This is a genomic window from Ralstonia mojiangensis (assembly GCF_023955645.1).
In the GTDB taxonomy this organism is placed as follows: Bacteria; Pseudomonadota; Gammaproteobacteria; order Burkholderiales; family Burkholderiaceae; genus Ralstonia; species Ralstonia mojiangensis.
This window is the reverse complement of record NZ_JAMXHU010000002.1, coordinates 1,024,035-1,037,699: the sequence shown is the minus strand read 5'-3', so window position 1 is coordinate 1,037,699 and position 13,665 is coordinate 1,024,035. Positions and strand designations below refer to the sequence as shown.

The 13,665-nt window shown below is 63.6% G+C and carries 17 protein-coding genes; 13 read left to right on the top strand and 4 right to left on the bottom strand.

Translation table 11 applies throughout. The annotated features are described in order from the left end of the window. Window positions 1-18 precede the first annotated feature (18 nt). Entirely contained in the window at window positions 19-576 is a 558-nt protein-coding gene (gene kefF / locus NG898_RS11605) for a glutathione-regulated potassium-efflux system oxidoreductase KefF (protein ID WP_252692421.1), read from the bottom strand. A 399-nt stretch (window positions 577-975) separates the two neighbouring features. On the opposite strand from kefF, the gene NG898_RS11600 reads away from it, so the two are divergent. The 8 genes from NG898_RS11600 (at window position 976) to NG898_RS11565 (ending at window position 7,502) form a co-directional block, all read left to right on the top strand. Then, window positions 976-1,671 carry a GNAT family N-acetyltransferase gene (locus NG898_RS11600; RefSeq protein ID WP_027680412.1) on the top strand — a complete coding sequence of 232 codons (696 nt, stop codon included), beginning with the start codon at window positions 976-978 and terminating at the stop codon, window positions 1,669-1,671. A 257-nt stretch (window positions 1,672-1,928) separates the two neighbouring features. Then, a complete protein-coding gene (locus NG898_RS11595; RefSeq protein WP_252692420.1) occupies window positions 1,929-3,563 on the top strand; it encodes a methyl-accepting chemotaxis protein in 1,635 nt (544 codons plus the stop codon). Window positions 3,564-3,579: 16 nt separating this feature from the next. Next, complete coding sequence (gene cysC, locus NG898_RS11590; RefSeq protein ID WP_252692419.1) at window positions 3,580-4,224, top strand: adenylyl-sulfate kinase; 645 nt, start codon at window positions 3,580-3,582, stop codon at window positions 4,222-4,224. Continuing rightward, on the top strand, window positions 4,221-5,327 hold the full coding sequence (locus NG898_RS11585) for a sulfotransferase family protein (RefSeq protein WP_252692418.1): 1,107 nt from the start codon (window positions 4,221-4,223) through the stop codon (window positions 5,325-5,327). Before cysC ends, NG898_RS11585 begins: the two co-directional genes overlap by 4 nt. A 141-nt stretch (window positions 5,328-5,468) precedes the next feature. After that, a complete protein-coding gene (locus NG898_RS11580; protein WP_252692417.1) occupies window positions 5,469-6,212 on the top strand; it encodes a LysM peptidoglycan-binding domain-containing protein in 744 nt (247 codons plus the stop codon). Beyond that, window positions 6,203-6,616, top strand: coding sequence for a hypothetical protein (locus NG898_RS11575; RefSeq protein ID WP_252692416.1), 414 nt, complete (start codon window positions 6,203-6,205; stop codon window positions 6,614-6,616). The genes NG898_RS11580 and NG898_RS11575 overlap by 10 nt, the downstream gene beginning before the upstream one ends. Before the next feature lie 21 nt (window positions 6,617-6,637). After that, a complete protein-coding gene (locus NG898_RS11570) occupies window positions 6,638-7,075 on the top strand; it encodes a hypothetical protein (protein ID WP_252692415.1) in 438 nt (145 codons plus the stop codon). Between the two features lie 37 nt (window positions 7,076-7,112). After that, window positions 7,113-7,502, top strand: coding sequence for an SgcJ/EcaC family oxidoreductase (locus NG898_RS11565; protein WP_252692414.1), 390 nt, complete (start codon window positions 7,113-7,115; stop codon window positions 7,500-7,502). 478 nt (window positions 7,503-7,980) lie between these two features. On the opposite strand, the gene NG898_RS11560 is transcribed toward NG898_RS11565, so the two are convergent. Next, complete coding sequence (locus NG898_RS11560; protein WP_027680403.1) at window positions 7,981-8,469, bottom strand: Lrp/AsnC family transcriptional regulator; 489 nt, start codon at window positions 8,467-8,469, stop codon at window positions 7,981-7,983. A 155-nt stretch (window positions 8,470-8,624) separates the two neighbouring features. Here NG898_RS11560 and hppD point away from each other — a divergent pair, with 155 nt between their 5' ends. Continuing rightward, window positions 8,625-9,731, top strand: coding sequence for a 4-hydroxyphenylpyruvate dioxygenase (gene hppD / locus NG898_RS11555; RefSeq protein ID WP_252692413.1), 1,107 nt, complete (start codon window positions 8,625-8,627; stop codon window positions 9,729-9,731). A gap of 219 nt (window positions 9,732-9,950) precedes the next feature. Here hppD and NG898_RS11550 read toward each other — a convergent pair whose 3' ends face one another. Together NG898_RS11550 and NG898_RS11545 are read right to left on the bottom strand one after the other, a co-directional pair. Then, on the bottom strand, window positions 9,951-10,565 hold the full coding sequence (locus tag NG898_RS11550) for an EF-hand domain-containing protein (RefSeq protein WP_252692412.1): 615 nt from the start codon (window positions 10,563-10,565) through the stop codon (window positions 9,951-9,953). Between the two features lie 138 nt (window positions 10,566-10,703). Continuing rightward, a complete protein-coding gene (locus NG898_RS11545) occupies window positions 10,704-11,387 on the bottom strand; it encodes a type II secretion system protein N (protein ID WP_252692411.1) in 684 nt (227 codons plus the stop codon). 175 nt (window positions 11,388-11,562) lie between these two features. Between NG898_RS11545 and gspG the strand changes: the two genes are divergently transcribed. Genes gspG through NG898_RS11525 form a run of 4 tightly spaced genes read left to right on the top strand, consistent with a single transcriptional unit; the run spans window position 11,563 to window position 13,664 of the window. Then, window positions 11,563-12,033: a type II secretion system major pseudopilin GspG gene (gene gspG / locus NG898_RS11540; protein ID WP_092976368.1), complete on the top strand. Its 471-nt coding sequence runs from the start codon at window positions 11,563-11,565 to the stop codon at window positions 12,031-12,033. Window positions 12,034-12,065: 32 nt separating this feature from the next. Then, on the top strand, window positions 12,066-12,557 hold the full coding sequence (locus NG898_RS11535; RefSeq protein ID WP_252692410.1) for a GspH/FimT family pseudopilin: 492 nt from the start codon (window positions 12,066-12,068) through the stop codon (window positions 12,555-12,557). Next, window positions 12,554-12,952 (top strand): type II secretion system minor pseudopilin GspI, encoded by a 399-nt coding sequence (gspI, locus tag NG898_RS11530; protein ID WP_045206679.1) that lies wholly within the window; start codon window positions 12,554-12,556, stop codon window positions 12,950-12,952. The genes NG898_RS11535 and gspI overlap by 4 nt, the downstream gene beginning before the upstream one ends. After that, window positions 12,933-13,664: a PulJ/GspJ family protein gene (locus tag NG898_RS11525; RefSeq protein ID WP_252692409.1), complete on the top strand. Its 732-nt coding sequence runs from the start codon at window positions 12,933-12,935 to the stop codon at window positions 13,662-13,664. Before gspI ends, NG898_RS11525 begins: the two co-directional genes overlap by 20 nt. Window position 13,665: the final 1 nt, after the last annotated feature.

Genomic DNA, 13,665 nt, shown 5'->3' with positions numbered 1-13,665 from the left:
AGGAAGAGATCGGAAACGTCAGACGACGGAATCGCCGTCGGCTGGGAGCCAGGGTTGCAGCGCGGCGCGCACCTGTGCGATATGGGCGTCGATGACATCGGCAGACACATCGTCGGCATCGTGCAGCACATGCGGTGGCTGCCATTGCATGCCGCAGAGCGCCGCGGTCTGCTGCAGCGGCAGCAGGAACATGTCGAACGTGTGGCCGTGAACGCCATCCGGGTTGTAGGAATGCGCGCGGCCGCCGGTGGTGGCCAGCACCATCAGATGCTTGCCGCGCAAGGCGGTGCCGCCGGGCCCGTAGGCCCAGCCCATCTCCAGAACCACGTCGATCCACTCCTTGAGCAGCGACGGCGTGGCGTACCACTGCACCGGAAACTGGAAAACGATCAGCTCCGCAGCTTCCACCGCTTCTTGCTCGACACGTACGTCGATGTCGAAATCGGGGTAATGCCAGTAAAGGTCGTGCATGGCCACGCCAGGCAAGCTGGCCAGCGCACGCGCGAGCGGCTTGTTGGCGCGCGAACGGCGCGGCGCGGGATGCGCGTAGATCACAAGAATGCGCGAGGGCGTCATGGAAAATCAGGAGGCGGGGGCGTCTTGATGGCGCATCTTCGCACGGCTATTGTTGAGCGGCGTTACGAACCGGGCGGGAGATCTGGCAGTGATCCTTCGTGGGTAGCGCTTTTAAATGCGCTTCTTTCCTCGCTTTTGCGCGACGCAGCATTTTCGTTGTTGCCGCACCACACCGCTGGAAGCCGTGCTCGGATGCGCTAAATCAATGATTTATCGGGAAATCCTGTGGAAAGTCTGACGCCAGACTTACGGGGAAACCCTGATTGCACTACAATAGCATGGTGCATTGCACAACACTCAGTTGCATCCGATTGAGTGCCCCGGAGGTGCCATCCGCGCCTCCGACTCATCACCTCGCTGCCTTGCACTGAAAGGCGCGATCAGAACAGGAACCGTGTCGTGAACCCGCTCGAACTGAGCAAGGCCATCGGCGTCGTCACCCAGGACGACATCGACAAAACGGAAGCAGCGCAAGGCGCGCCGCGTTCCACCGTGCTGGTGCGCGAGCTTGCTGCGCACCACCGGTCGCGCCTGCTCAAACACCTGCTCGCCCTGGGCGAGGAAGACCGCCTGCTGCGATTCGGCCAGGTGGTACGGGATCACGTCATCGAGGCATACGTCGACAGCATCGATTTTGACCACGACAAGGTCTTTGGCGTCTACAACGAGCGCCTGGAGCTGACCGGCGTGGGCCACCTCGCCTACCTGCGCGATAACCCGCAAGGGCGCGTGGCGGAGTTCGGCGTGTCGGTGTCGGAATCGGCGCGCGGCAAGGGCGTAGGCAGTGCGCTGTTCCAGCGTGCCGCCATGCATGGCCAGAACACCAAGGTGCGCACGCTGTACATGCACTGCCTATCGCGCAACGCGGCCATGATGCACATCGCCAAGAAGGCCGGCATGCGCGTGCAGTACGCCTATGGCGAGGCTGACGCCTACCTGGAACTGCCGCCTGCGGACACGATGAGCTTGCTGACGGAGGCCATCGACGAACAAGTGGCCGATCTCGACTACATGCTCAAGCGCAACCTGCGCGACGTGCGCCGTTTTGGCCAACGCTTCTGGCGCTCCCTGGTGCCGCAAAAGCGCACCGTGTGATGGCTTCGCTCCGCAACAAACGCCCGGCTTCCACCGGGCGTTTTTGTTTTGCGTGACGCGCTTTGATTGTTCGCAATTTAATGCAAGCCATTTCAATAAAATAAACTCAGTAAAAAGCGTCACCATTATCTAGGCGCATATTTTGTGATGCCAATTCGACGCGGCATTACGCATATTGAGTAATTTGAATTAAATCCCTCAAGCTCCCGCCATTCGGCTCGATAGAGCAGCCGTTATCGATTATGACGGGGACAATCATGCGCTTCTCGAAAATGAAGGTGGCCACCCAACTCGCGTGGGGGTTCGGCTTGACGATGGGGCTGCTTGTTCTGCTCATGGCATTCAGCCTGCAGCGCATGTCGGATTTTCGACAGCTGCTGGAAGACTCCACGGAGGTCAACGCCGTGGAAGCCAAGCTCGCCGCAAAAATGTATTCGAGCGTTACCGAGCGGGCATTGGCTTATCGGAATATTGTGTTGCTGGAGCAGCATGACGAAATCCAGACCGAACTGACCCGCGTTGAAAAACAGGAAGGCACCTACGCCGAAGCCGACCGCAAGCTCGGCCGCATGTTCGACACGTTGCCGGACACCACCACCGAAGAAAAAACGCTGCTTGCGCAAATCCGGCAGCAGGCAGAACTGGCCGCACCGTTCGCAACGCGCGTCAAGGGGCTGATTGCCTCCGGCCACAAGGAAGACGCGTACAAGGTGCTGCGCTTCGAATTCCGCCCCGTGCAGCGCGCTTGGTGGGATCTGCTCAGCAAGCTGCAGGCGTTTGAAGAAAAGCTCAACGAGGGAAACACCGCCAAGGCCAAGGCGAGCTATGTCGACAGTCGTAACTGGCTGGTCGCCCTGAGCGTGGTGGCGCTCCTGGTGAGCCTCGCGGCCAGCGCGCTCATCACGCGCGGGTTGCTGCGCAAGCTCGGCGGCGAGCCGGGCACCGTGGCCGATATTGCCAGCCAGATCGCCGGCGGCAACCTGGCCGTGGTCATCGACACGCGTCCGGACAATCCGGCAAGCCTCATGCACGCCATGAAGCGCATGCGCGACAGCCTCGCGACGATTGCCGAACAGGTGCACACCAGCACCGACACGCTGGCCACGGCATCGGAGCAGATCGCCACCGGCAACTTCGATCTGTCCACCCGCACGCAGGAACAGGCCTCCGCGCTGGAGGAATGCGCTGCGTCGATGGAAGAACTCAACGCCACCGTCAAACAGAATGCCGAGCATGCGCGGCACGCCAACCAGCTCGCCGCCACAGCCGCCGAGGTCGCCACGCAAGGTGGCACGGTGGTGGCACGCGTGGTGGACACCATGGGCGCAATCAGCGAATCGGCACGCAAGGTGAGCGAAATCATCGGCGTGATCGACAGCATTGCATTCCAGACCAACATCCTTGCGCTCAATGCGGCGGTGGAAGCAGCGCGCGCCGGCGAGCAGGGGCGCGGCTTTGCCGTCGTCGCCAGTGAGGTGCGCGGGCTGGCGCAGCGCTCTGCCGCGGCAGCCAAGGAAATCAAGGTGCTGATCAACGACTCTGCCAACCATGTGGACGCCGGCAGCGCGCTGGTGGAGCAAGCCGGCACCACCATGCACGACGTGGTGAGCAGCATCCACCGCGTGACCGCCATCGTGACCGAAATCATGGGCGCGACCGACGAACAGGCCGGCGGCATCGACCAGATTCACCGCGCCATCACGCAGATGGACGAAGTCACCCAGCAGAACGCCGCGCTGGTTGAAGAAGCAGCGGCGGCGGCGGAATCGATGCGCGAGCAATCGAACCGACTGGTGGGTGTGGTGAGCGTGTTCAAGCTGGCAAACCACGCGATTGCATCCGCTCCCGCGCCGCGTATCGGCTACCACCAGCCAGCCCTGTTGCCGGCCTGAGCCGGAGGACGCCGCGATGAAATCTGCCCTCTCCTCCTGCGCAGGCCCCGCACGGAATGTCTACTGGCATACCGGCGCGGTGGCTGACGAAGCCCGCGCACACCAGTTCGGCCATGCGCCGCTCACGTTGTGGCTCACGGGCCTGAGCGGCGCGGGCAAGTCCACCCTCGCCTACGCGCTGGAAAAACGCTTGTATGAAACGTGCCAGCGCTGCGCCGTGCTCGACCGCGACAACCTGCGCCATCACCTGAACCACGATCTCGGCTTTACCGAAGCCGACCGCACGGAAAACCTGCGCCGCGCCGCCGAGGTGGCGCGGCTCATGAACGACGTCGGTCTGATCGTGGTGACGGCGTTCATCTCGCCGCTGCGCTCCGATCGCGAGATGGCGCGCGAAATCATCGGCGCAGACCGGTTTGTGGAAGTGCACGTCTGTACGGCGCTCGATGTGTGCGAGGCACGCGACCCGAAAGGGCTGTACGCGCGGGCACGCGGCGGACAGATCCCGCAGTTCACCGGCGTGTCGTCGCCGTATGAGGCGCCGGTGGCGCCCTCGCTGCAGCTCGATACCGGCGCAATGGCACTGCCGGTGGCCACCGCCGCGCTGCACGCGCACATGTCCGCCTGGCTGGACACCCGTCAACCGGAGACCGTTCGATGACCGCCCTTCCCCGTCCCGTCCTGATGATTCCGCTGCGTCGCTGCGGCAGCCACGCGCTGCGCCTGCGCCTGAACTTCAATCCGGCGTTCTACGCGCCGTATCCGCTGCACATCGTCGACTTCATGCCGCTGGTGCCGCTGTACGGCAATCTGCAGGACGATCGCGCGTACTTCCGCCTCGTGACCGACGTGATCGGCCTGCAGGCTGCGAGCATGGTGAAATGGCCCGGCATGGTGTTCGATCCGGTGGAGGTATTCGAAACCCTGCGCGACCAACCGCGCAGCGTGCATCGCGTGGTGTGGGAACTGCTGCTGCGGGCGGGCGCGCAGCATGGCGCCCGGGTGGTCATGGACAAGTCGCTCGACAGCGTGCACTACGCCGCAGAGCTGATGACGCTATTCCCCGACATGCGTTTCCTGAACGTGGTGCGAGACCCGCGCGCGCAGGTCGCGTCAATGAACCGCGCGATCATCCACGACTTCGACACGCTGCTGAACACGCAGACCTGGGTGGCCGCGCACCGCGCCGCCAATGCACTCATCGCCCGGTATCCGGAGCGCACGTGCACCATCCGCTATGAAGATTTCCTAGTCGATCAGGAAAGCACGTTGCGCCGCGTATGCAGTTTCCTGGAGATCGATTTCCTGCCGCAGATGCTGGATGTTTCACGCTCGGCCGAAGCGCGGCAGATTTCGCGATTGTCCGCGTTGTGGACGTCCAATTGTTTCGCGCCCATCACGGCCAATATCGACAAATTCCACCAGCAGTTGTCGATGGACGAAATCACGATCATCGAAACCCTGGCACGCGACGACATGGCGCGCTATGGCTATGCCCCGTTGACCGCCGCCAACGCGCATATCGAAACGCGCGAACTGGAGGCTGCGCGCATGCGCTCCGAAGCCGCCCGCCAGACGGCGTGGCGCGCGCTGGAAGCCGACAACTACCGCGATTTCGTCTTGCGCCGCCACCGTGCCGATTTTCTGAGCGGCGTGCGCGAGCGGCTCATGTTGCAAGCGATGACGGCGGCGGCCGCCAGACCCACGGCACCGCATCGACTCGAGGCGCTCGCTGACCCGGCTGCGTTTGAAGTCGCGGACTAGCCGACGCCCCCGCTTGGGTGCCGAAGCGTTGCCGTTGCTGATCGCCAGCCACCGGCAAGGTACATAAACAGCCGTTAACACGCGGCTGGCGTGCGCTGGCTACCATGCCCCTCCACAGGTCTCGCAACCACGGAGGGGCACATGGTCACCAAGGCCCAGGTCAAACCGAAAACCGATTTCGAGCGCTGGCAGGATTACATCAACACCTCCACCCAGCACCCCGACCGCTGGAACGGCTACGACTGCGATATCCAGTCTGCCGTGGGGGAATACAACCGCTACCTGATGGGCAATGCGGGTTATCTGCCGCTGGACTGGCAGATCGTCAAGGCGATGGTGTGGGTTGAAACCGGGGCAGATTCAGAAGCGTGGCAGACCAAGCCGATGCAGATCGGCAACTTGGGGGACCCTGGGTTGAATACCCTGCTGCGCGGCGAAGAGGGCAGCGACCTGATCGTCCCTCCGGCCATCCGCACACGGTTGAACGCGGGCCTGGCCCGAACGGTGCCAGCTTGGAACATTCGCGCCGGCATCGGCTACCTGCTCACGCGCATGGCGAAATTCGACGTCCGGAGCGTGCGTGACACCGACGACAAGGTCTATGAGGTCGCCGTCAAGGCGGGCGACAGCCTCGACAAGATCGCCCGCGCGCAAGGTTCAACCCTGACGGAGATGCGCGCGCTCAACCCGAATGCCGCAACACTCAAGCCCGGACAAATGGTCAAATACCGCAAAGCCGCCATGCGCAAGGTGATTACCGGCTGGCGGCCGGTGACGACGCAAAACATTGCCGTGCTTTACAACCACGGCGACGCCGCGTACATCCGGAAACTCGATTACGTGCTCACGCTCATCCCGAAGATCGGAACCGCCGCATGCAAGTAGGTCGCCTCCTCATCGCCGTGTCGCTGCTGGCAGCGCAATCGGCCATGGCTGCAGATACCCTGACCGGAACCTTCCGTGGCGATGGCCGTGCGTGCTACGGCGCCTTGTTCGTCCGGCCGAAGACCATCGAGTGGAACGCCAGCTTCTTCAAGTGCGGCCCAACCCGCTACAAGGTGATCGAGCAGGACTTGTCGGGCGAGCATCCGCACGCGGCGTTCAAGATTGAAGACCACCGCAAGCGCTGCGGCCTGGCCGTCATCGAGGTCTCGCGCTACAGCGAGTTCTCGTGGAGCGTAAAGGGCTACCCAACGATGGAGGCGTATCAGAAGCGCGAAGAACCCGGCTGGAAGGATTCCGCCGACCCCGCGCGGCAGGTCGCCCTGTGCGGCATGCGCAAGGAATAGCGCAGCCAACGCGCCGCCGCCATGCAGCCGCTCCAACGCTTCGCCCTGGAGAAACACAGCGGCCCGTATGAGCGGTGGCCCATGCGCACGCGCGTGATCATCGACGGCGTGCCGCACCCCACGCTCACCATCCCCGGCTACGAACTGCTACGGCAGTACCAGACCGATCTCGGCTTCGTCCTCATCACCAGCTACGACTGCCCGTTTGAAGAGGCGGTCTCCGTCACGCTCGTTGCTCCGGACCTCTCACGCGCCATCAGCACCGGCACCATCGGTGCGGCGTATTACACGTTCTGGCTGGATGACGTCGAATGGCTCGACGCGAACCACTTTCGCCTCACTTGCGAAGACGCCGTGGGCGATTGGCTGGTCACGCTGCGCGCCCGGCATATCCCGGTGTTATCTCCAGCCGTCTTCATCAAGCGCCGCGTGGCACCGCCGGTCGAACCTGCGGTGTAGAGTGAAACGCCACCCTTTCACCGACACCCGCACCGCCATGACCGACGACGAACGCGCCGTCCGCAACGTAGTGGACACCTGGCTCGCCGCCAGCAGAAGCGGCGATCTGGCCACCGTGCTCAGCCTCATGACCGACGACGTGCTGTTTCTCACGCCCGGCCAAGCGCCCTTCGGCAAGGAAGCCTTCGCCAAGATGTCTGAAGGCATGAAGGACGTGCACGTCGACGGCACGAGCGATATTCAAGAGGTGCAGGTGTTTGGCGACATCGCCTATCTGCGAAATGCGCTGCACATCGTCATCACGATGCCGGATGGAAAGGTGGCGCGGCGCTCAGGGCAGACGTTGACGATTCTGCGCAAAGAGGCGGATGGGAAGTGGCGGCTTTTGCGGGATGCGAATTTGGTGATGGCGGATTCAAACACCTGACCGGAAACGTCCGATGAACCTTTCCCTGCAATTGCGTTCGTGCCTTGGCTCGGCAGATTTGGCTCTTTGCTTCTCGCGGTTACCCAATAGACCGCCGAGCGCCGCGGTTTTGGCCTCATGTGTCGCGCTCAAACACCTGAATTCGCTTGCATGAGAGCGACACCTCGCCGTCAAACAGTGGCGCGCGGGGCTCAAAGGGCCGCACTCCGCCCAAAAACATCCGACCCATCGGCCCTCCGAAACCCACGCCTCGCTATCGAAGATACGAAGTCACCGGGTTAAGGCTGACGTTCCGCCGTCAGAGGGTCGAAGACGTCTGTCGGAGCTCGAAAATTTCGACCTCCGACTGCGGAATGCGAGTGTTTGAGGCTCGCGTGTCGCCCGCAGCGATTCAGGTTCGAACAAGGAAGGCCCGCGATCTAACCGCTGAGGTGCGTGATCGGCGGTTTAAGCCTTGATGACGCGACTAGCCAAACCCTCAAACCACTACCGGCAACGCCGTCGTATCTTTAATCCGCTCCAGCGCAAAACTGCTCTTCACATCAATCACCGCCGGGTGTGCAAGCAACTGGTCGCGGATGAAGCGCGCGAAGTGCTCCATGTCTTCCACGAACACCTTGAGCAGGTAGTCCATCTCGCCGGTCATGGCGTAGCACGTGACCACCTCCGGCCACGTCGCCACAGCCGCGCGAAAGATGTCAGATGGGCCTTTCCCTTTGGGCGCACCGCCCTGCTTTTCCAATCGCACGTTGATGTAGGCCGACAGCCCCAGCCCAATCTTGGTCGGGTCGAGCAGCGCAGCGTACTGGCGGATGACGCCGGACTCCTCCAGGCGGCGGATGCGTCGCAAACACGGGCTGGGCGATAGATTCACCCGCTCGGCGACTTCCAGATTGGTGAGGCGGCCGTTGTTCTGCAGGACTTCCAGGATCTTGCGGTCGATCTTGTCGAGTTCCACTTTATTCATTTTTGTTGCTCCGCACCAATTAATTCGGCAATTTTCTTGCGCAAATTTAGCAAGGTGGGCACAACTTCGCAATTTTTGCTTGGACCGACACTTCTACACTGCGAGGATCGTCAAAGACCTGAGCGCTCCAAGCGCGCCCCCACAGGAGACTCACCATGCAATTCACGCCTTGGGAAAACCCGATGGGCACCGCCGGTTTCGAATTCATTGAATACGCCGCGCCGGACCCCGTTGCCATGGGCAAGCTGTTCGAGAACATGGGATTTACCGCCATCGCGAAGCACCGCCACAAAAACGTGACGCTGTACCGCCAGGGCGAGATCAACTTCATCATCAACGCCGAGCCGGATTCGTTCGCGCAGCGCTTTGCGCGTCTGCATGGTCCGTCGATCTGCGCGATCGCGTTTCGCGTGCAGGATGCAGCGTTCGCCTACAAGCGCGCGCTGGAACTGGGCGCCTGGGGCTTCGATACCCACAGCGGCCCGATGGAGCTGAACATTCCGGCCATCAAGGGCATCGGCGATTCGCTGATCTACCTGGTGGACCGCTGGACCGGCAAGAACGATGCGAAGGCCGGCGACATCGGCAACATCAGCATCTACGACGTCGATTTCGTGCCCATCGCGGGCGCCAACCCGAACCCCACCGGGCACGGCCTGACCTACATCGACCACCTGACGCACAACGTCTACCGTGGCCGGATGAAGGAATGGGCCGAGTTTTACGAACGCTTCTTCAACTTCCGTGAAGTGCGCTACTTCGACATCGAAGGCCAGGTCACGGGCGTGAAGAGCAAGGCGATGACGAGCCCGTGCGGCAACATCCGCATCCCCATTAACGAGGAAGGAACGGAGAAGGCCGGTCAGATCCAGGAGTATCTGGACATGTACCACGGCGAGGGCATCCAGCACATCGCGCTGGGCTCGACCAACCTGGCCAACACGGTGGATGCACTGCGCAGCAACGGCATCACGCTGCTCGACACCATCGACACGTATTACGAACTGGTCGACAAGCGCATCCCCGGCCATGGCGAAAACGTGGCGGAACTGAAGAAGCGCAAGATCCTGATCGACGGCGCGCCGGGCGACCTGCTGCTGCAGATCTTCTCCGAGAACCAACTCGGCCCGATCTTCTTCGAGTTCATCCAGCGCAAGGGCAACCAAGGTTTTGGCGAGGGCAACTTCAAGGCGCTGTTCGAGTCGATCGAGCTCGACCAGATGCGCCGCGGCGTGCTCAAGGCCGACGATCAGCCGGCCTGAAGACCCTCAAACTTCAGGCGTGCTGTACCCGCACCCCGATGGTTCGCCATCGGGGTGTTTTTTTATGGGCATAAGCTGCAGCAGCGCATGCGGCGCTGACATGGCCCGGTAGCCAAATCCACCCACACCCGCCTTGCGCCTCATTGAGGATGCGGATTGGCGTGGCAATAAAAACGGCGCCCGAAGGCGCCGCTTGCGTGCGGAGATTTAGACGAAGCGTCACTCGCCCTTGGTGGCCGACGGGCCGCCCGGCATGGCCGCCCCTGCAGGCGTGTTCTTCTGTGCCTTGCGAGCATCGTGACGGGCCTTCATGTAGGCGCGGATTTCGTCTTCGGTGATCTTGCCGTCGTGGTTGGCGTCGATCTGGTCAAAGCTCTTGGCAAGGCGCGGCATGCCGGCCTGCAGTTCGTCCTTGCTCAGGGAGCCGTCGTTGTCCTTGTCGGCAGCCTTGAACTTGGCGTCGAAGCGTTGCGCCATCTTTTCGTGCATCTCGCCCTTGTGGGCCTTGTGCCAGGCGGCCAGCTCGTCCTTGCTGAGTTGGCCGTCGTGGTTGGTATCGATCTGGTCGAAGTTCTTCTCAAGCCAGGTGTGGCCCTTGGCCTCGTCGCGCGAGATCTGGCCGTCGCCGTTGGTGTCGAGCGCCTTCAGGCCGCCGCCGTGCCGGCCCGGCTTGCCGGCAGGGACATTGGCTTGCGGCGCAGCCTGCGCCGCGGCCGGTGCTTGTGCGCTGGCGGCTGGGGCGCTGGCATCCTGGGCGCGGGCGTTCATGCCCGACATGGCCAGGAACAGGGCCGAGGTGGCGAGGAAGGCTTGGACAGCACGTTTGTTGGTCATGGTCAGCTCCTTTTCACATGGACTGTGTAGCGGATTAGAACCCGACAATGCCGACGCGTTGCCGGCTTTTACACGCTGTTACCCCGATGACATGCGCTGTAATATGCGCCCGCCACCGCCTGGCCGGCCGCTAGACGCCTACTGATCGGCGCCCGGCTGAGGGGTATCGCCTTTGCGTGCGGCGGCCGCCGCGCGGTGGCGCGGGCCGACGATACCGCCGCCTTGGCTGGCAGGCTCGTCCCCCGTGTTGCTCTGCGCGGGCGCAATGGGCAGCATGGCGCCCGGCATAGCGGTGTTGGCCGGATTGTTGGGAACCGGCGGCGCGGGTGGTGTGCCGGGCGTGGATAGCGGGGCTGCGGCGCCCGCGGGCGGCAGCGGCATTGCCGGCGCATTGCGATTGGCCGACGACACGCCCGCCACGGCGCTGGCCGGCAGCGGAATCTCCTGGCGCGCGCCATTGCGCTCGATCACCACCGAGCGCGCCTTGATTTCAACCAGCTTGAGGTTGGACGACAGCGACTTGCCGGCCCGCACGGCCTGCGGTGCGCCACCGTCCACCGACACGATGGCCGCGCCTGAACCATCTGCCAGATCGGCCACCACGCCCATTACCTGCACATCGCGCGGGCCATTCTGCGGGCCGCCGCCAAAGAGCGTGACGGCCGCGCCAGTCTCCAGTGCATCGGTCTGGGCCACACGCGCCTCACGCGGCGCGCCCAGCGAGCGCAGCGACGACAGCGTCAGCACCCAATGCGTCAGGAGCGCACACAGGGCAGCAAACAGTACAAGACTGAGCAGGCGGGACGACTGTCGAGCGTTCATGAAATGGGGCAAGGCACCGTAGGAATACGCCGATTCTATCCGCCCTTCATGCCGGTTCGGTGAACAGCTTGGAGGTGCGGCTCTAGAGCCATCGCAGCATGACCCTGCCGTGCAATATATGGTCATATGTCACGGATATACTGTGTCTCTTCCCCTTATTGCCAACTCTGTCGCCATGATGCAAGGCCAACTTCGCTCTTCCTTCCGCCAGCGCGCCCTCGCCCGCCAAGCAGCGCGTGGCTTCACCCTGATCGAAATCATGGTGGTGGTGGTGATTCTGGGCATCCTCGCCGCGCTGGTGGTGCCGAAGATCATGAGCCGTCCTGACGAGGCGCGCATCATCGCCGCCAAACAGGACATCGCGTCCATTTCGCAGGCGCTCAAGCTCTATCGTCTGGACAACGGCCGCTATCCGACCACCGAGCAGGGCATTGGGGCGCTGGTCGCCAAGCCGACCACCGAGCCGATTCCCAACAACTGGAAAGGCGGCGGCTATCTGGAACGCCTGCCCAAAGACCCGTGGGGCCACCCGTATCAATATCTGAACCCGGGCGTGCGCGGTGAAGTGGACATCTTCAGCTTCGGCGCAGACGGCCAAGCCGGCGGCACGGGCAACGACGCCGACATCGGCAACTGGGACAACTAAGCCAGCGCAGCGCCCTCAGCCGCCCGCTCACCATGCTCGGTCATCCACGCCGCCGGCATCCTCACGGCTTTACGCTGCTGGAGTTGCTGGTGGTGGTGGTCATCATCGGCATCGTGCTGGCCGTCGTGGCCGTCAACGCCACGCCCAACCCGCGCTCGCAACTGGCCGATGACGCGCAGAAGCTGGCTCGCCTGATCGAACTGGCACAGGAAGAGGCGCAGCTCACCTCGCGCCCCGTGGCGTGGGAGGGCGATGCGCAAGGCTGGCGCTTCTACGAATCGACTCCGAATGGCTGGCGCTTGCTCAACCGGGACGTGCTCGCACCGGGCCACTGGCGCCAAGGCATGGACAACGTACAGATCGTCGCCGGTGCCGCTGCGGTGCCAGGCGCGCCGCAGCGCCTCGTGTTCGGCCGTGAGGCGATCGGCCTGCCGTGGCGCGTGGCACTGACCTCGCAGGGCTCGCGCGTGGATGTCGTGTCCGACGGCGGCCCGCGCGTGCTGACGGAGACGCAAACGCAATGACGCGCAGCCACCGCCCCACGCGCACGCGCGGTTTCACCCTGCTCGAAGTGCTGGTGGCGCTGACCATCGTGGCCGTGGCACTTACCGCCACCATGCGGGCCATGGGCAGCATGACCACCGCAAGCGATTCTTTGCAGACGCGCATGATCGCTACCTGGAGCGCTGAAAACCACCTCGCCAACCTGCGCCTGGCACGCGTCTTCCCAGACCCTGGCGCGCGCGGCTTTGCGTGCCCGCAAGGCGATACGCAACTGTGGTGCGAAGAGACCATCGCCACCACGCCCAACCCGGTGTTCCGCCGCGTGGAGGTGTCCGTCTATCCGGACGCGTCCAAATCCGTGCGACTGGCCTGGCTCGTGACTCTATTGCCGAACGATGCACGCAATGTCTTCTAATCGTTCAGCGCGCGGCTTCACCCTGCTCGAGCTGCTGGTGGCGATCACGCTGCTGGCCATCCTGGCCGTGATCGCCTGGCGCGGGCTGGACAGCATGACCCGCACGCACGAGGCGCTGGCCCAGCGCGACGAACGCATCGAAGCACTCAAAACGGCCTACGCCCAGTTCGACGCCGATTGCACCCAACTGGCCGATCCGAACACGTTGTCACGCTCACCGGTGGAGGTGGACGCCAACCGCGTGCTGATGGTGCGCGACCGCCGCGACGACGGCCAGCCCCCCGCGTGGCAGGTGGTGCTCTACCGCATCGTCGACGGCCGGCTCGAACGCCTCCAGACCCAACCGATCACCAACCGCGGCGACCTGCGCAATGCGATGGACAACCTGCGCCAGGGCGGCGCGGGCGCGGCGCGCTACCTGCTCGCCGCCAACGTCGACAGCATCAGCGCGCGCGCGTGGATCGAACCCGGCGGCTGGATGGACAACACGGGCGCGCTGTCTGCGGCGCTGTTCCCGGCCGGCAGCAATACCACCACCCTCACCGGCTTGCCGTCGGCGTCCACACCCAGCGCGTCGGCGCCGTCGGCCAACAGCCCGGGCGTGGTCGTGCCGGCCGCCTCGGTGCGCGCGGTGGAACTGGCATTGCTCGTGCGCATGACGCCGCAGGGCGCGCCGCAGCGCTTCACACGCATCTGCATGACGGGGCTTTGAC